We start from the raw sequence: 17,567 nt of genomic DNA, 5'->3' as shown, positions 1-17,567 counted from the left end.
GGTCAGTAAATCAGAAGGATAAACTTTGACCTGCACCTTTTCCAGCTCAGGCGAAATTACAGAAAGAATGATGCACTAACACGTCCCTCTGGTGCGTTGGTGAAAGAGCGCTCTTTTATCATGGATATTGGAATGTTCTTCGCGTGCTATATCAACGGTAAGCCATCACCTGAATACATTATTCAGAATGAAGGTGTCGCGGTTGTAGGCATTCCTTCAGAGCACACTGTTTACGTTTATATCGAAGGTGACGTAACCGTGGTGGAGTGTTCTGACTCATTAATGTATCGAAGCGAGCTCACTGAGTTTGCGTGGGGCTTTACTGGGCAATAAGGGGGCGTTATGTGTGTAGCTCTTAAAGAACCACGCGATGTATTCGTAGAGATTCAGCAAAACCGTAAAGGTAAATCAAAAGGCTCTATTGAGCTTAATGAAGCGCCTGAAGGTTTTTTAAATCCAGAGGAATTAGCGCTTTTTCGTGAGTTTCACATGAAAGCTGTCGGATGTTTTCAAGACAGTGAAGGTGATGTGATTCATGAAGAAGTCTATGACTCAGTGAATGCAGCGATGAATGATGGTGCTGATTTTTGTCGGTACCTCATTGTCGGTCGTGCGAAACCACCTCATGAGGGAAATCCTTGGTATCCACTGCATGAGGTCCACGCGATAAAAGAAGCGCATCGCGTGCTTTCTATTATCAGCCAATAACGTAAACCAACCCCAGCACGGGAGATTTCCTCCCGCATTGGGGTACCAGAATCTCTTTATCACCGTGTTGGGTGTTGTTTTTTATAAATACAACGTACGCAGGCGGTGCTAAGGAGTAATATGAAAAAAGAAGAAAACAGTAAAATCCAAAACGATCTAATGCGCGTTGTAGCGTTAGTGCCGGGGGGAACAGCTATCATTGCAGCAGTAAACTCAGATGCCTATGTGCTGACTGCGTTTACACTGTATGCTGGTCTAAAAAAAAAGGCCCGCACTAGGTGCGAGCCTTTTTTCTAGATTTGGTGGAGCTGGGGGGATTTGAACCCCCGTCCGCTATACCGCCACTCTCGGTACTACATGCTTAGTCGACTCTTTTGGTTAACTGGTGAAACGCCGAGCGACAGGCTTTTCAACAGCGAGCTCGATTGGTTTTAACGTTTAAGCTCCGAGCGAAGCCGCCACGCGAGTCCGTATTTATGACCATCCGAACCTCTGCCTACAGACAAAGCCTGAGTGGATGGTTAGCGGGGATTAAGCCGCTAAAGCGTAGTTGTCGTCGTTTGCAACTATAAGTTTGAGGCTTTTTACGAGGCCAGCCTCACCTCGGCATGCACCTAAAGCTTTTTGTATCTCGTCGAATCCAAATCAGCCCCAGTGTTCTTTCTTTTACAGCTTCTGTGTAACGCTTCTTACAACTTCGACTAGTGTAACAAAACAAAGGTTCCGCGGCTATCTGCAAATTTCTTCCTTTGTACTATTTTTTGCAGCGCATACACTTAGGTTTGTTGCTACTATTTCTTCGCGCATTCTAACAACTACAACAAGGAAAATTATGCTGCAACGTTACGCGATAGAACTTAAATGGGGGCTGGTGTTTTCACTTTCAATGGTGGCATGGATGATTATTGAGCGTTTGCTCGGTTTTCATGGGCCGCGTATTGAACAGCATGCCTTTTTCACCATGATCTTTTCATTGATAGCCGTGGCTGTGTATGTATTGGCGTTACAAGACGCTCGTAAAAGGCGGTTTGAAGGCTCGATGAGTTACGTTCAGGGGCTCAGCACGGGGTTAGGCGTGACTATTGTTGTGGCTATACTAAGCCCGTTAGTGCAGTTGATTATTCACCGCGTTATTTCACCGGACTTTTTTGGGACCATGCAAAGTCATGCGGTGGCGACGCAAAAAATGACCGCTGAAGCGGCGGCTGCCTACTTCAACCTCGCCGCCTATATGCAGCAGTCGTTTGTTTTTGCCCTCATTATGGGCCTAATTACCAGCGCTATAGTGGCGTTTTTTACGCGCTCAAAATAATCGCCAAGCCTCAAGCTTGCACTACTGTGCTGACAGTAAGCAGCTGGCCTTGTTTATTAGCAAGGCTGGCGTTGAGTTGGTCGCCGGGGTTGAGTACACCTACGCCAGCGGGTGTGCCAGTGAGCACAACATCGCCGGGGTTAAGAGTGAAGAAGCGGCTGGCATATTGCAGTAACTCAACAATGGGGGTAAGCATTTGGCTGGAATGGCCCGACTGGCGAAGCTCGCCATTGATGGTTAATGCTAAGTGCAAGTCGGTGAGGTCGAGATTGTCGTTAGGTATAAAGGCAGACACGGGGCAACTGGCGTCGAAGGATTTTGCTTTTTCCCAAGGGTGCCCTTGGGCTTTGAGTTGGTTTTGTAGGTCGCGCAAGGTGAGATCGAGCGCGAGACCAACCGCATCGATGGCGGTACTGGCGTCTACTGCATCGGCATTTTTCAGTTTTTTGCCAATGAGCACGGCAATTTCTAATTCATAGTGCACGTCGCAACTGTGGCCTCCCACTGCAATGGGATCTTCAAAAGGCACTAAGGTGTCGGCGGGTTTTATAAAGAGCAAGGGCTCGGAAGGAACCGGATTATTCAACTCTTTTGCATGTTCCGCGTAATTTCTGCCAATACAAACTACTTTGCTGTACTTCATGCGTTTGCCTCGTTCACTGTAGTGCGTTGGGTGTTTTTGAGTGCTTGTTTTTGTTGATAGAGAGCTTGGTCGGCTTGACGATACAGGGCGTTATAATCAGCACTGGTGACTGGGCTTTGCGCTATGCCCACGCACGTGTCTATGTGCAGGGTTAGCCCTTGGTGATGCACCGGCTCAGCAAAGGCTTTTTGCAAGCGTTCCTTTACGCGGGCAAGGGCGTCGTTTACATGGGCACGGTTCAAGAGTATGGCGTATTCGTCGCCCCCTAAGCGTGCAACTGCATCTTGCCCGCGCGTAGCGTGTTGAATACGAGCGGCTACGGCCTGCAAAAGGATATCGCCAACGTCGTGGCCGTAGGTGTCGTTTACAGCTTTGAATTTATTGAGATCGAGCAGCAGCAGGGCTACTTCACCTTTTCCGTTTTGAACAATACGTTGAAAAGCATGGTCGAGCCCCCGTCTATTGAGTATATCGGTGAGCGGATCAAGCTGTGCGTCGGCAACGGCGGCTTTATGCTGGCGTTGCAGTGTTTGTATACGATGGGCGAGGGCAAGGGAAAAAATAATGCTTTCAAAGGCTACGGCCGCCGGGAACATATAAGTGTTGAGTTCTTGCGGTGCTATCCAACCGTTCGTGCGGGCAACCATCAGCCCTGCGGCAATAAACACGACGCCATGGCCAACAAAGAAATACACTGCGGTACGGTTACCACGGAGCATACTTAAAGTAGCGGTACTGAGTAGTAATGCAATGCCAACCAGCGCGAGTGGGCGGGTGAGGGTGCCGACGACACGCTCAAAGCCGAGCAAATACAATGCCGTTGCGGCGGCAAAAACAACGGCTAAAGCAAGCAATGTTCGGTCGAGCATGGGGTGTAAAACTCGCGTGTTGAGCAGTACGCGCGCAAACTGAATAACGCAAGCGCCCCAAAGTACAGAGCTCGTAGTGCGGTCCATCCAACGCGGTTGCCCCAATTCAGGGGTGAGGTATTGCAGACCAAAGCCGGTGCCGTCGAGTATGAGCAGCAGAACGCAGCAAGTACTGAGTACGTACCATGCGTAGCTGGCCTCTTTGAGTTGCAGCATAATTACGAAGTTATACAGCAGCAAACCCAAAACAATACCAACAATAATGCCGAAGCCCCAATGCTCGTTTAAGTTTTGCGTTGCTAGCGTTTGTGGCTTTATAAGTTTTAGTGGGAATAAATTACCGACTGGATCTTGATAGCGCACATACACAATTGTGGGGTGTTGTGGCGACAGGGAAAGCGCAATATTGGCATGCCGATAGGGCGCGCTGCGGCCTTGACTAAAGGGGCGTTGCATACCCGAGGGCAGGTGTTGCCAGAGCCCGGTTGTGGGCGAATAGTGATAGAAGTCGATGGACCGCTGGGAAACTGATTGCGAAACAAGCACCCAAGGCTGCTCCATGGCACCGGAAGGAACACCGTTAAGTTCGAGCCGCAGCCAAATTGCGTTCGTGCTAGCGCTTGCCGAGGCTTGGCCGAGGGCAGGGCGAAATTGCTGATTGAGATACGCTTCGTGCACTTGCTCAATGGTCCAGTCGCTCGGGGCCTCGAACATCAATACATGCTGATTGAGCGGCTGCTTAGCCTGTTCTGAGACCGTGTACGGACACACTGTGGGTGTGCAATTACTGGTTGCCTGTGCCATGCTGCTGAGCATTAAAAATAAAGAGATCCATAGCGTGTGAAGCAAGAATGAGCGCATGGCGTTAATTAATCCTGTTGCAGGGAATGCTGGGTTAAATTATTGTTGATTCTAACTAAAAAAACAGGGAATAACAGCTCATGAAAACAATGATGGCGTACAAACAAGGCGTTTTACTCAAGCTTGTTGCGGTGTGGCTCAGTTTTTTATTGGCCGGTTGCACGCTGATGCCGTCGCAGGATCGAGCGAGCCGCAGCAGCTCAGGACCAGGTGCTATTTCTTTTCAGGGTACTGAACACCGCAATAATGCCTTGGTTGGGAAGTTTTGGAGCCCAGCTACGGAGGAGTTTGTGCCGTGGCGAGAAGTTGCGCATTATTTACCGCGCGGCGGTTGGGTAATGCTGGGAGAGCAGCACGACCACCCCGACCATCACCTTGTGCAAAGTTACTTTATTTATTATTTAGCCGAGCGCGGTCTGCTTGGGCACGTGGCTATGGAAATGGTTGCCGCCAACCAGCAAGCTGCAATTAACGCGTACCAAGGAACGCCAGAACGCGTAACGCCGCAAGATCTTGATTGGCCCAGCCAAGGCTGGCCCTGGGAGCGTTATGAGAACCAAGTAAAGGCGGCCCTCGAGTTGTCGCCAAAGCTTATTTTTGGTGACTTGTCTGACGCACAAAAGAACGCAATTAAGCATAACAACGAAGCCATTGCCCACTACAGCGAGGCGCATACCGAACAATTGGCGGATTTAATTGTCGCCAGCCACTGCAATATGTTTAGTGCCGAACGTGCACTGCCCATGGTTGATATGCAAATTGCCCGCGACCAAATTATGGCCCAGCAGATGATTGCCTACGCGTTGCCTGATCAGGTAGGGGTTTTCATTGCCGGTTCTGGGCATGTGCGCACAGACCTCGGTGCGCCGCTTTGGATGGCCGACAATGTACCCGTGCGAACAATTATTCTGGTAGGGGTGAGCGAAAGTGAAGACCCGAAAGCATATCAACAAGGATCTGCCGACCTGCTGTTTTTTGTACCGGGTATAGAGCAAGTGGACTACTGTGCTGCGTTTAAGCGCAACTAAAGCCTATGGGGTAACCCTCGCCGTAGGTGTAATGATCGCTTTGGCGAGCACTTTTCTAGGCCGTATTACGTTGCCATTTTGGGGCTACGGGCTTTGGGTTTGTGTACTCGCGTGGGGAATTTTTGCCTTTTATAACCCGCTTCGAACGCTCAAGCGGCAAGCTATATTAAGCCATACCTTGAATGAAAACAGCAGTGTGCGGCGGCGTTTTTGGGACAGCGGGTGGTCGCGCTTGGGTTTATGGTTTTTCGCGGTCGCAGCGGCCTATGTATTGTCGTTGCAACTGCAATTTTATCGGCCTCACCACTGGCTTCTTATTGCCGCTTTCGCGCTTTTATTTCCCGTGCTTCGTGCCCTCGCTGAAACCTGCTTACGAACCCATGTTCATGCCCAATGGCAGCGAATAGCAGCGCTTCGGCTAGCCTCTTGGTTTACTTTTATTCTGTTTATGCTGGCCTTGGTGGTGGTTGAATATTTTTGGGTGTTTTTTCCTGATACACGCCACCTTACGGCGAACGAACTCTTTACTTACGAGTTTCAACGCTTTGCTGGAACGGAGCCGTCGTTGCAGCAGGCTGTGGTGGGTTTGTTGGCGTCAACCGAAGCGGTAAGTTGGCATTTAATGCAGCATGGCGATTACGGCTGGTGGTTGTTTTTAGCCTTGAACGCAGTGAAGTTTGCAGTGCTGCAGTGGGTTTTATTGGGTATTTTTCTCGCTTTTTCGTCGCCTGTTTCTGGTGAGCACGCATTAAGCCGGCGCAGTGCCAGTGCTCTTGCGCTGCTCGCTTTAGCACTGGCGGCGAGTGTGCACTTTGCGTCGTGGCAGCAATTACAGTCGAGCTGGCTTGCCGTGGCCGAGCGAGCAAAGGTAGTTGATCCCTGTTCGCCAGAGCGCGTGGCTGCACAGCGCGAGCAACTGCAAGATGCGCAAACGGAACGCCTAAACGCACGCCGACAAGCCTTTGATGACGCCGTAAGCAGCGAGGTTGATCAAGTGGTGGAGCGAGTATTTGCCCATGGCGACCAAGCGGTGGAGCGCTTTTTAGACTGGAATTTTAGTATTCGGGGGCAGTATCAGCAGCTAGGCTACTTTCTTGCGTCTTCGGTAACGGAAGCCTCGTTTGCTGAATTTTTGGGAGAGCGGGCAAATCAAGAGCTGATGGCAGAACTCGAGCCTCTGCTGGCGCTCGAGCATGAACGCATGGCAGCATTGTGGCAGCAGCAACTGATAGCGGAACAACACGCTCATGAGGACTTTGTGCAGCGCTTGTATGCCAGCAGTGCCTGTTTTGAGCCGGTTGCACTGGAACTTAATGTACTCGACAACGTTGAGTTGCAATGGTCTGGGGCGGGCACCGGAGCAGCGGTTGTGGTGAGCGCTCGGTTGGCCATGTATGCTGCACGTGTAACCGGTCGGCACGGTGTTCGGCGTGTTATGGCCGCGTTGTTTACCCGTTTAGGCTTGCGAGCTGGGGCTATCGGCTCAAGCTCGTTAGGAGCGGCCTGTGGACCGCTCGCACCTTTATGTGGCTCGGCAATTGCAGTTGGGTCGTGGTTGGCAATTGATTATGGCTTGGTGGCTTTCGACGAGGTGCAACATCGTGCCATACTACAAAGCGAGATGTTGCTTGCGTTAGACACGGTGAAAGAAGATGTGAAAGCTGCGTTAAGCCAGTATTATAGCGCGCAGTTGAATACCTATTTTGATTCGCTGGAAGCGCTGGAACAGGAGCGCTTTCGAATTTCAAATTTTAACGATTAACCCCCACTCGGGAACATTCGGCAAAATTTAAGGTGGTATGCATGGATAATCCATATCCAATTGGAACGCTGGGGCAGCCTTGGCAAGCGGAAGAAAAAAGCCAATGGTTGGCTGAACAGCAACGACAGCGCTCGTACCGTAACGATGTACTCATGGAAGTTGAAACCTGTAATGGTGACTTTATTGTGCACCAATATGGAGAACTCGCGTACCAAGACGTTGCAGGCAAAAATTACCCGTTGTTTGTGGTAAAAACGCGCAAATGGCAAGACGACAAACCAACGGTGCTGGTCACTGGAGGCGTACATGGCTACGAAACCAGCGGTGTGCATGGTGCATTACGCTTTTTAACAACAGTGGCAAAAAGCTACCAGAGCGATTTCAATTTGGTAGTGGCGCCCTGTATTAGCCCGTGGGGTTATGAAACCATTAACCGCTGGAATCCATTTGCGGTAGACCCCAATCGTTCGTTTACCGACGCTGCACCCGCAGCGGAAGCTGAAGCCATTATGCGGTATGTACGGGCGTTAAATACACCTATTCTGATGCATATTGATTTGCATGAAACCACCGACACCGACAATAGTGAGTTTCGCCCCGCACTCGCGGCCCGCGATGGTACTACCAACGACAACTGGAATATTCCAGATGGTTTTTATTTGGTGGGCAATAGTGATGCGCCAGAGCAGAACTTTCAGCAAGCGGTGCTCGACTCGGTAGCGAAAGTAACCCATATTGCCCCTGCCGATGAACACAATCGGCTGATTGGTGAGCCGATTGCCGCGCCTGGTTTGATTTATTATCAGGCGAAAAAATACGGTTTATGCATGGGCTTTACCGGTGCGCCTTCTGTAACCACTACGGAAGTGTATCCAGACAGTGCTAATGCCACGCCAGAGGAGTGTATTCAGGCGCAAGTGGCAGCAATTACCGGCGCTTTAGACTATTTAAAAGCGCTCGGCTAAAGCCTTACCGAAGCAACCAAAGTAAAAACTCGAGCCTTAGTGCTCGAGTTTTCGTTCTACAGGAACTTTATTTACCGCTTCACGATGGCTTATATAAACACCGCTCGCGATAACAATGGCAACACCGGCTAACACCCAAAGGCCGGGCAGTTCGTTCCAAAACAAATAGCCAAGCCCAATGGCCCAGATCATTGCTGTATATTCAAATGAAGAAAGTACCGACGGCGGTGCTTGTCGATAGGCCTCAGTGAGCAAGTATTGGGCGATAGCACCAGAAATACCGAGCAGCACTAACCACTTTGTGTCACTCCAGCGCACACTTTGCCAGTCGAATAATGCCAGCAGCCCACAACCAACGGTAATGCCAACCACAAAAAAGAACATTAAGGATTCTGAGGTTTCAGTGCGGTGCATGTAGCGCACTAAAATCATACCTAAACTATACCCTAAGGTTGCCAATAACCCAGCAATCACCCCGAGTGACATAAACCCCATGGCATTTGGATTCAGCATCACCAAAACGCCAATAAAGCCCACCACTACTGCACTGTATCTGTGAATGCCCACGTGTTCCTTTAGTAACGGCACGGAGAGCAGGGTAATCAGTAACGGCGCGACAAAGAATATGGCATAGGCGTTGGCTAACGGGAGCTCCCTTAGCGTAATCACGGTCATGGTTAAAAAGCCAATGGTGAGTAGCGCTCGCACTATATGCAGTTTTGTGCGTACGGGCTTAATACGGTGTACGCGTTTAGCCACAACTAACCAAAGCAAAATAAAAGGCAACGACGTTGCGCCACGAAAAAAGCTCACCTGAAAGGTACTGAGGTGGCCTGCCAAGTGCTTCATCGCTACGTCCATGAGGGCGAAACAGAAAACCGCGAGAACCATAAATAGGATCCCGCGATTAATGTGTTCGGCGTTTGAGTGTGACGCGTGCATTTAGTCGGCGTACTTCACGGTGCAGCCATAAGGGCGAGTAATTGGCCGTTCCACGTTATCACCGGCCAGCACTGCGCGTGCGGCATTAGCAAAGTAGGGCTCTGCGCGTGGAATGTCTGCTGGGTTTGCCGAGGGAATACTGTCGATCCCGCCGGCGTAGCGTAGAATACCGTCGCTGCTAATTACATACATGTGCGGCGTTACGCGGGCGTCGTAAGCACGACCCATTTCGCCTGACTCGTCGAGCAGCACGGCCGTGGGTTTAGCGTTGCGGTTCGCGGTTAACTCGTCTGCATAGGCGGGCGATACATGGCCTTGGGTTCCCGGCGCAGAAGAAATCACACTCAACCAAACCACACCTTGCTCGGTCATTTCGGTTTGCAAGCTTTGCATATTGCCGGAGCCGTAATGTTTAATGACAAAAGGACAGTCGTGATTGGTCCATTCCAACACCACGGCTTTACCGGCAAAGTCGGCAAGGCTATGGGTGGTGCCTTGTGTATCCACCACAGAAAAGTTGGGCGCTGGCTTACCTATTTCCGGTGCGGCCTGCGTAGCAAAGGGGAGCACTGAAGCACAGACAAAGAGTACAGGAGCCAATAACCTTAATAATATTTTCATAGCAATATCCTCTCGGTTTAAACAGAACCTATTATTGTGACAGTACCTGCTCGCGAACAATAGCAGGCGTTAAAATTTGTGGTAAAACTTTGGGCGCTTCGCCGGGTACATAAAGCACATAAAGCGGCACCCCATTACGGCCATATTGTGCGAGATACTCGGTAATGGCTGGATCTTGGCGTGTCCAGTCACCTTTTAAATAAACGATATCGTTTTCTGCAAACAAAGTGCGTGTGGCGTCTACATTAAGTGCAACGCGTTCGTTGGCTAAACAGGTAATGCACCAATCTGCGGTCATATTTACGAATACGGTTTCGTTATTGGCGCGCAGTTCGGCAAGTTTATCAGCACTCCATGGTTGCCAATTTTGGCCGCTCACTTGGCCATTTTCTGTTCCGTTGCTGCTTGCCGTAGGTTGGCTCGGCATGTTCAGTGCGCTGTAATAAGTAAGCGCAGTGAGCAGCAAAAACACCCATACGAGAATTCGGCTAAATAGGCCAGGCTGACTGCGCAGTTGTAACTTGCCTAACCACCAAAGTGCGGTTGCTAAGAATACAAGGGCAATAAGCAAAAGTGTTAAAGCATCTATGCCGGTTTGGCGACCGAATACCCAGAGTAACCATACGGTAGTGAGGTACATGGGGAAGGCCATCCACTGCTTGAAGGTGTCCATCCACGCGCCGGGTTTGGGCAATAAGCGCGCTATGGCGGGGATAAAACCAATCAGCAAGAAGGGGGCGGCGAGGCCAAGCCCTAATACGGCGAATACCAGGAGTGCAATTGCCGGCGGCTGGGTAATTGCGTAGCCCAAGGCAACACCCATAAAGGGCGCGGTACAAGGGCTTGCCACAATCACCGCGAGTATACCGGTAGCGAATGACTTCTTCGCGCCAGCGCCGGTATGAGTGTCGATCCCTTGGCCCACGCTCATTAAGCGTGTCGCCATTTGGAATACACCCGATAAATTCAAGCCGATGGCAACGAATAAGAAGACCAGTGCAGCAATGAGCCAAGGGTTTTGTAGCTGGAAGCCCCAGCCAAGTGCTTGGCCTGCTGCGCGTAATGCGAGTAATAACCCAGCAAAAACCAAGAATGTTACGACAACGCCAGCGGTGTACCAAAGCGCTTCACGTTTTTCGTTACCGTGGCTATTGGCCACCGCCATAGCTTTGAGCGACAGCACCGGGAATACACAGGGCATAAGATTGAGAATAAGGCCGCCCAAAAACGCGAATATCAGAACCAAGCCAAAGCTAACATCGCCAGTGCTTGCTGCTGCAGGCGCTGCTGCGTCAACGGCCTCCGGCTGCTGCGCACTACTTACCCGAAGCTCAACGGAGCGGTTCGGGTGGGTGAGTTGTAAGGCAAAGGAGTCGGGCGTTTCACTGTTGTAGGTGTTGAGTGTGCGTCGCAGTACGAGCATGTCGTCTGCGGTATCTATTTGACCCGTTTCCGCATGTTCAACTAATTCTGTCGCGCCTACAAAACCGTAAAAGCCTGCTTCGGAGGCCATGGCAACAGCGTCGGCAGACTTCACAACAATCGTAACTTGTCGATCTTGGATATCAAACTGCGCCGGCCATGCCACAAGCTCTGGCAGCTGGGCGCGGGCGGTAGAGAAATGGGCGGTGTTCTCGCTGGCCGGATTTGGCATCCCAATGGCCAGTGTAACGCTGAGTTCAGCACTACCGGGAATACAAATTTCTTCGCACACCAACCAGTCGACTTGCGCGGTAAGGGTAACCTCAGAGCCTTCGTAGTTTTGTGGTATTGAAAAGTCGGTAAGTAAATAGGTGGTGCCTTCAAAGCCATAGTTCGATAAAGGACCAATATTGAATTTTTCAGCAATAGGCCACTGAATGGCGTCGAAGTAGCTGCCTTCAGGACCTTGCCATTGAATTTGTGTGGCGAGGCCTGAATCGCCGGGGTTCATCCAGTAAGTGTGCCAGCCCGCTTCTGGCTCAAGTTGCACCGCTAAGGTATACAAGTGACCACGAGATATGGTGCTAAACTCGCTCAATAAGCGCGCCTCAAGATGAGGTTGCTGTACCCATTCTGATTGACTTTGTGGTGCTGCCATTGCTGTGGTGTTGGCACCAAGTACGACGAGCGCACTTAAAGTGACGAGTAAATAAAGCCCGAGCGAGCGTACATAAGTTTCCATCATGGACATCATTCTTCTTCTTGCTAAAGAGTTTCGATGTATAGGGTACGTGATTTGTAGACAAAAAGATGAGGTTTTTGCTCACAACATGCGTTCAATATCGGGTATTTCACGATTAAGGGAAGCGTGATGTAGATCATGATATGCACGAAGTACTTGTGCCATAGTGAACACATACACTTGGAATAAAAGAGGAACTGTTTATGAGTAACCCCGTAGCACTCGTTACAGGAGCGGCCGCTGGTATTGGCAAAGCGGTGGCTTTATTGTTTGCCGAGCAGGGCTGCGATGTTGTGATCTCCGACATTCAAGATGAAAAGTTACAGGCAGTGGCCAAGCAGATTGAAGCCATGGGCCAACGGGTAGTCGCCATGCACGTGAACGTGGGTGATGAAGCGGCGGTTCGCCAATTGCATCAGCGTACGCTCGAAACCTTTGGTCGCTTAGATTACGCCTGTAACAATGCCGGTATTGAAGGCGATGCGGCGAAGTTTACCGACTGCAGTATGGAAAACTTCGACCGTGTGATGAACATTAATACCCGCGGTTTGTTCGTGTGTATGCAAGAACAAATTGCGATTATGCAAAAGCAAAGCGGCGGAGCTATTGTGAATATCTCGTCTATTGCCGGACTGGTAGGTTTTCCAGAGCGCCCAGCCTATTGCGCGTCGAAAGGGGCAGTGGTTCAGCTCACGCGAGCCGGTGCGATTGAATACGCGGAGCAAAATATTCGCGTAAATGCTATTTGTCCGGGGGTAATTCATACCGACATGATCGACCGAGTGACCGGTAAAGACCCCGAAATGGAAGCCGCGTATGGCGCATTTCACCCAATGAATCGTATGGGGACTGTGGATGAAGTGGCGCAAACTGTGGTGTTTTTGTGTTCAGAAAAAGCCGGATTTATAACGGGGCAGGCGTTGGCGGTAGACGGAGGTATGGTGGCTCGTTAGAGCCACCTTTGCTGGGCTTTATTTTTTCTCGCGCTGGCGCATGAGGCCTTCTTGGGTGCTCGACGCCACGAGCTGCCCTTGGCGATTATATATTTCACCGCGCACGAACCCACGGGCATTACTCGCACTGGGTGAGTCTATGGCGTAAAGCAACCAGTCGTCCATGCGGAATGGTCGGTGAAACCACATGGCATGATCAATGGTGGCCATTTGCATTCCCGGCGACGCAAAGTTCTTACCGTGGGGTTGTAATGCAGTGGGCAAAAAATTGAAATCGGAAGCGTAGGCCAGCAGATACTGGTGCACCCGTTGGTCGTTAGGAAGATCGCCATTGGCTTTAATCCACACGTAACGCTTGGCTTCGGTTACCTCCGGTTTGAATGGGTTGTAATGCGTTACAAAGCGCATTTGAATAGGCTTTTCGCTGGTGAATTTAGCCCGCAGTGGCTCTGGAATTAAGTGTTCATTTTCCCGGTGAACGTCGAGATCTGACATTAAACCCTCGGGGCCGGGTACATTGGGCATTGGCGACTGATGATCGTGCCCAGGCTCTTCGCCATGGAAAGACGCGGTCATGTAAAAAATGGGCTGACCAAACTGAATGGCTTTTACCCGCCGTGTTGAAAAGCTTTTGCCATCGCGAATAATTTCAACGTCGTATACGATAGGGTGATTGGCATCGCCGGGGCGTAGAAAATAACTATGAAACGAATGCACGCCGCGGTCGGGATCCACGGTTTCTTTCGCTGCGGATAATGCTTGCCCCATAACCTGCCCACCAAACAAAGCGCGAAAGCCTAAGTCTTGGCTTTGCCCACGGTAGATTCCTTGTTCAATGGTTTCTAAATCCATTAATGTGAGTAATTCGTCGAGTACCTGACTCATTCGTTGTTCCTTTTCCTCTAACTCAGCTTTTAAAGGTGTTTCCAAGCGCAACTTTTAACGCATTTTACAGGTAGCGCAGTATACCGCAGGGCGTTTACAAATGCATGATGATGACATTAAACAGGAATTTCCATTTGTTTGGTATATAGTGGATATACCTTGAATTTCTACTGAACTGAACCAAGCTTATAAACAACACAGTATCCAAGAACGGAGAATGTTTATGTCTGTGCACGATAGCTTTAATACCTTGTCTACACTCGAAGTTGGCGGTGAAACGCTGCACTACCATAGCCTGCCAAAGGCGGCGGAAACGCTGGGCAATATCGACAAACTACCTGTTTCGTTGAAAGTTTTGCTGGAAAATTTACTCCGCCATGAAGACGGCTCAACCGTAAAAAAGGAAGACATTGAAGCCGTTGCAGCTTGGTTGAAGAATAAAAGCTCCTCTCATGAAATTGAATATCGTCCGGCCCGCGTGTTAATGCAAGACTTTACCGGTGTACCGGCGGTAGTTGATCTGGCGGCCATGCGCGACGCAGTGGCGAAAGCAGGTTTACCGGCAAACAAAATCAATCCATTGTCGGCGGTAGACTTGGTGATTGACCATTCGGTTATGGTCGACAAATTCGGCTCTGACAGTGCGTTTGAAGAGAACGTTAAAATTGAAATGGAGCGTAATAAAGAGCGCTATGAGTTCCTGCGTTGGGGGCAAAAGGCATTTAATAACTTTCGCGTAGTGCCGCCGGGTACGGGTATTTGCCATCAGGTAAACCTCGAATATTTAGCGCAGGTGGCGTGGACCGGCGAAATGGACGGGAGAACCTACGTTTATCCGGATACCTTGGTCGGTACGGACTCTCACACCACCATGATCAACGGCCTCGGTGTTTTAGGCTGGGGTGTAGGTGGTATTGAGGCCGAAGCCGCCATGCTCGGCCAGCCCATTTCCATGCTCATTCCAGAGGTAATAGGCTTCCGTTTAGACGGCGCACTGAAAGAAGGTATTACCGCGACGGATTTAGTGTTAACGGTTACTCAAATGCTGCGCAAGAAAGGCGTAGTGGGTAAGTTCGTAGAGTTTTATGGCCCAGGTTTGAAGCACTTGCCACTGGCCGACCGTGCCACTATTGCCAACATGGCGCCGGAATATGGCGCAACCTGTGGTTTCTTCCCTGTAGACGAAGAAACCGTGCGCTATTTACGTTTGTCGGGTCGTGATGAAAGTGTGATTGAACGGGTGGAAGCCTACAGTAAAGCCCAAGGCATGTGGCGTACAGACGATCAAGAGCCTGACTTTACCGACAGCCTTGAACTTGATATGAGCACCGTAGAGCCTTCTTTAGCTGGTCCGAAACGTCCCCAAGATCGGGTATCTGTACCGAAATTGCGGGAAAACTTCGATTTACTACTAAACTCCATGAATGTGTCGGTAGACGATGAAATGGGCGGCGTGGAATCACTGACCAAAGCGCAACTCGACGATTCTACCGCGGTGCCGATTGAGGGTACGGATCACAAATTGTCTCATGGTGATGTGGTGATAGCGGCGATCACTTCGTGCACCAACACCTCTAACCCGAGTGTGATGCTGGCAGCAGGGTTAGTGGCGAAAAAAGCAGTGGAGAAAGGTTTGCAGCGCAAGCCGTGGGTGAAGTCTTCTTTAGCACCTGGCTCGAAGGTGGTTACCGACTATTTGAAGGCAGCGGGGCTTGAAGAATACCTTGACGCACTCGGCTTTGATTTAGTTGGTTATGGCTGTACCACTTGTATCGGGAACTCGGGCCCGCTGCCAGATGATGTCGCAAAAGCGGTGGAAAAAGGCGATTTAGTGGTGTCGTCTGTGCTTTCCGGTAACCGCAACTTTGAAGGCCGTATTCACCCCTTAGTGAAAGCCAACTGGTTGGCGTCACCACCGCTGGTAGTTGCCTTTGCATTAGCGGGTTCAACCCGTATGGACTTGAGCAAAGATGCGTTGGGCACTGACAAAGACGGTAACCCGGTGTACTTGAAAGACATTTGGCCGACCAATGAGGAGATTCAGAATGCGGTGAAGCAGGTGACCAGTGAGATGTTCACCACCCAATATGGTGCGGTATTTGACGGTGACGAGCATTGGCAAGCGCTGGAAATTCCCGATAGTGAAACCTACGACTGGCAAGAAGACTCGACTTACGTGGCGAATCCGCCGTTTTTTGAGGGCATCGACAAACCTGCAGCAGAGCCGGAAGACATTCAGGGCGCGCGAGTACTGGCGGTGTTTGGCGATACCATTACCACCGATCATATTTCGCCGGCAGGTGCCATTAAAGCCGATTCTCCCGCAGGTAAGTACTTGCAAGAGCAGGGCGTTGCCGTAAGCGACTTTAATTCTTTCGGTTCACGCCGCGGTAACCATGAAGTAATGATGCGCGGTACCTTTGCCAATATTCGCATTAAGAACTTGATGCTCGATGGTGTAGAAGGTGGCTTTACCCGTTATATGCCTGCGGGAGAGCAAATGCCGATTTATGACGCCGCAATGAAGTATCAGAGCGAGAACACGCCTTTAGTGATTCTAGCCGGTAAAGAATATGGCACGGGCTCGTCGCGAGACTGGGCAGCCAAAGGAACACGCTTACTCGGTGTAAAAGCTGTGATTGCAGAAAGCTACGAGCGTATTCACCGTTCTAACTTGGTGGGTATGGGTGTATTGCCTTTGCAATTTGCCGAAGGTGAAAGTGCCCAGAGCTTAGGGTTAGACGGCTCCGAGCAAATCGATATTCTCGGTTTGAATGCGGATATTAAACCGGGTCAGCGCTTTAACGTGAAAGCCAGTAAAGACGACGGCACAACGGTTGAGTTCGAGGTGCTTTGCCGCATCGATACCGCCAATGAGATCCGTTATTTCCTCAGCGGTGGCATTTTGCACCACGTGTTAAGGCAACTCATTGCTGAGTAAGTAGCTCGGGTGAGAAACCGCCGCCTTGAAGATGTATATTGATTCTTCGGGCGGCGTTAGGGTTACCCAGTTTCTTCCTAGTCGTGTTTGTCCAGTTTTTGCATTAATGCTAACAGCTCATTGATAACCAATTCTGGTTCGTCAAACTGTACAAAGTGACCGCTTTTTTCAGTCAACACCGCTCTCCCCTGAGGAAAAGCATTCGCCCATTGCTGCCAAAGCTCCCCCCACATTTGTCTGCCTTGATCGGTGAAAAACAAATTGGCTGGGTTCTCCACTTTTTTTACCGAGGTAATTACCGTTACCGGCATATCTTGAATTTGGGGATAATCAGGCAGCGGCCTTTTGCTCCAGAAATCCAGATATTGGTTCGACATACCATTGGCCATGTCATCCAATTTGATCTGAGCAATTTCGCGATTCCCTCTCTCTAAATCAATAGCACGCAATATATCAACATCATGCTCTGAGGACGGGTCTAACATTAATAGTGCTTTTATTTGGTTTGGATAAGCTGCGGCAAAATCTCGTGCAACGCTGCCACCATAGGAGTGAGCCACTAAAATAACAGGCTGGTTAATATCTAATGCCACTAAAAGCGCGTTGGCGTAGTCTGCGTAATCACGCGATGTAAAATGTCTCTTAATCGCTGTGGAATTGCCATTGCCAACTCGAGAATATCGAATAACAGTAGCGTGCTCGGCTATGTGCTCAAAAACAGGCTCCCAGTCAGACATGCCAGCACTACCACCAGCCTCCAAAAGAACGATATGTTGACCATTGCCGGCTATTTCATACTCAAGCTCAAATTCATTTATATTGATACGTGTTGCTTGAGCAGAAACAGTAAAAGATAATGCAAAACCAATAAATAAGATAAACTTCAAAATTATTCCTTAAAACAGTAGGGCTT

General features: G+C 50.0%; 16 protein-coding genes and 1 other RNA gene. 9 read left to right on the top strand and 8 right to left on the bottom strand.

Annotated elements, in window-relative coordinates:
- Positions 1-120: 120 nt before the first annotated feature.
- From DQW12_RS02790 to DQW12_RS13440, 3 genes are all read left to right on the top strand, one after another.
- Positions 121-333: a hypothetical protein gene (locus DQW12_RS02790; RefSeq protein WP_113906326.1), complete on the top strand. Its 213-nt coding sequence runs from the start codon at positions 121-123 to the stop codon at positions 331-333.
- 9 nt (positions 334-342) lie between these two features.
- Positions 343-708 (top strand): hypothetical protein, encoded by a 366-nt coding sequence (locus DQW12_RS02785; RefSeq protein ID WP_113906325.1) that lies wholly within the window; start codon positions 343-345, stop codon positions 706-708.
- A 120-nt stretch (positions 709-828) separates the two neighbouring features.
- Complete coding sequence (locus DQW12_RS13440) at positions 829-1,005, top strand: hypothetical protein (protein WP_157957831.1); 177 nt, start codon at positions 829-831, stop codon at positions 1,003-1,005.
- Between the two features lie 3 nt (positions 1,006-1,008).
- Here DQW12_RS13440 and ssrA read toward each other — a convergent pair.
- Positions 1,009-1,361: a transfer-messenger RNA gene (gene ssrA / locus DQW12_RS02780) on the bottom strand.
- A 179-nt stretch (positions 1,362-1,540) separates the two neighbouring features.
- Between ssrA and DQW12_RS02775 the strand changes: the two genes are divergently transcribed.
- Complete coding sequence (locus tag DQW12_RS02775) at positions 1,541-2,020, top strand: DUF4199 domain-containing protein (protein WP_113906324.1); 480 nt, start codon at positions 1,541-1,543, stop codon at positions 2,018-2,020.
- Between the two features lie 10 nt (positions 2,021-2,030).
- Here DQW12_RS02775 and DQW12_RS02770 read toward each other — a convergent pair whose 3' ends face one another.
- Positions 2,031-2,663, bottom strand: coding sequence for a fumarylacetoacetate hydrolase family protein (locus DQW12_RS02770; RefSeq protein ID WP_113906323.1), 633 nt, complete (start codon positions 2,661-2,663; stop codon positions 2,031-2,033).
- Complete coding sequence (locus DQW12_RS02765; RefSeq protein ID WP_113906322.1) at positions 2,660-4,393, bottom strand: diguanylate cyclase; 1,734 nt, start codon at positions 4,391-4,393, stop codon at positions 2,660-2,662. The genes DQW12_RS02770 and DQW12_RS02765 overlap by 4 nt, the downstream gene beginning before the upstream one ends.
- A gap of 80 nt (positions 4,394-4,473) precedes the next feature.
- Between DQW12_RS02765 and DQW12_RS02760 the strand changes: the two genes are divergently transcribed.
- Genes DQW12_RS02760 through DQW12_RS02750 form a run of 3 tightly spaced genes read left to right on the top strand, consistent with a single transcriptional unit; the run spans position 4,474 to position 8,148 of the window.
- Complete coding sequence (locus DQW12_RS02760; protein ID WP_113906321.1) at positions 4,474-5,421, top strand: ChaN family lipoprotein; 948 nt, start codon at positions 4,474-4,476, stop codon at positions 5,419-5,421.
- Positions 5,399-7,183 (top strand): hypothetical protein, encoded by a 1,785-nt coding sequence (locus tag DQW12_RS02755; RefSeq protein WP_113906320.1) that lies wholly within the window; start codon positions 5,399-5,401, stop codon positions 7,181-7,183. The genes DQW12_RS02760 and DQW12_RS02755 overlap by 23 nt, the downstream gene beginning before the upstream one ends.
- Before the next feature lie 41 nt (positions 7,184-7,224).
- Entirely contained in the window at positions 7,225-8,148 is a 924-nt protein-coding gene (locus tag DQW12_RS02750; protein WP_113906319.1) for a M14 family metallopeptidase, read from the top strand.
- Positions 8,149-8,184: 36 nt separating this feature from the next.
- Here DQW12_RS02750 and DQW12_RS02745 read toward each other — a convergent pair whose 3' ends face one another.
- From DQW12_RS02745 to DQW12_RS02735, 3 genes are read right to left on the bottom strand one after another with little or no spacing between them, the layout of a single operon-like run.
- On the bottom strand, positions 8,185-9,090 hold the full coding sequence (locus DQW12_RS02745) for a DMT family transporter (protein ID WP_113906318.1): 906 nt from the start codon (positions 9,088-9,090) through the stop codon (positions 8,185-8,187).
- The gene (locus DQW12_RS02740) at positions 9,091-9,711 is read right to left on the bottom strand and encodes a thioredoxin family protein (RefSeq protein ID WP_113906316.1); all 621 of its coding nucleotides are present in this window, start codon (positions 9,709-9,711) and stop codon (positions 9,091-9,093) included. It abuts the gene before it with no gap.
- Positions 9,712-9,742: 31 nt separating this feature from the next.
- The gene (locus DQW12_RS02735) at positions 9,743-11,887 is read right to left on the bottom strand and encodes a protein-disulfide reductase DsbD family protein (protein WP_113906314.1); all 2,145 of its coding nucleotides are present in this window, start codon (positions 11,885-11,887) and stop codon (positions 9,743-9,745) included.
- 191 nt (positions 11,888-12,078) lie between these two features.
- On the opposite strand from DQW12_RS02735, the gene DQW12_RS02730 reads away from it, so the two are divergent.
- A complete protein-coding gene (locus DQW12_RS02730; RefSeq protein ID WP_113906312.1) occupies positions 12,079-12,828 on the top strand; it encodes an SDR family NAD(P)-dependent oxidoreductase in 750 nt (249 codons plus the stop codon).
- Positions 12,829-12,846: 18 nt separating this feature from the next.
- Here DQW12_RS02730 and tesB read toward each other — a convergent pair whose 3' ends face one another.
- Positions 12,847-13,713, bottom strand: a complete 867-nt coding sequence (tesB, locus tag DQW12_RS02725) for an acyl-CoA thioesterase II (protein ID WP_113906310.1) — start codon at positions 13,711-13,713, stop codon at positions 12,847-12,849.
- A 223-nt stretch (positions 13,714-13,936) separates the two neighbouring features.
- Between tesB and acnA the strand changes: the two genes are divergently transcribed.
- Complete coding sequence (acnA, locus tag DQW12_RS02720; protein WP_113906602.1) at positions 13,937-16,654, top strand: aconitate hydratase AcnA; 2,718 nt, start codon at positions 13,937-13,939, stop codon at positions 16,652-16,654.
- A gap of 77 nt (positions 16,655-16,731) precedes the next feature.
- Here the strand turns inward: acnA and DQW12_RS02715 are convergent, their stop codons facing one another.
- Positions 16,732-17,541 (bottom strand): alpha/beta fold hydrolase, encoded by an 810-nt coding sequence (locus DQW12_RS02715; RefSeq protein WP_113906308.1) that lies wholly within the window; start codon positions 17,539-17,541, stop codon positions 16,732-16,734.
- Between the last annotated feature and the right edge of the window lie 26 nt (positions 17,542-17,567).

The sequence above is a fragment of the Aliidiomarina celeris genome (assembly GCF_003316875.1).
Lineage (GTDB): Bacteria > Pseudomonadota > Gammaproteobacteria > Enterobacterales > Alteromonadaceae > Aliidiomarina > Aliidiomarina celeris.
The sequence above is the reverse complement of the archived record's forward strand: the minus strand, read 5'-3'. Positions and strand labels throughout refer to the sequence as shown.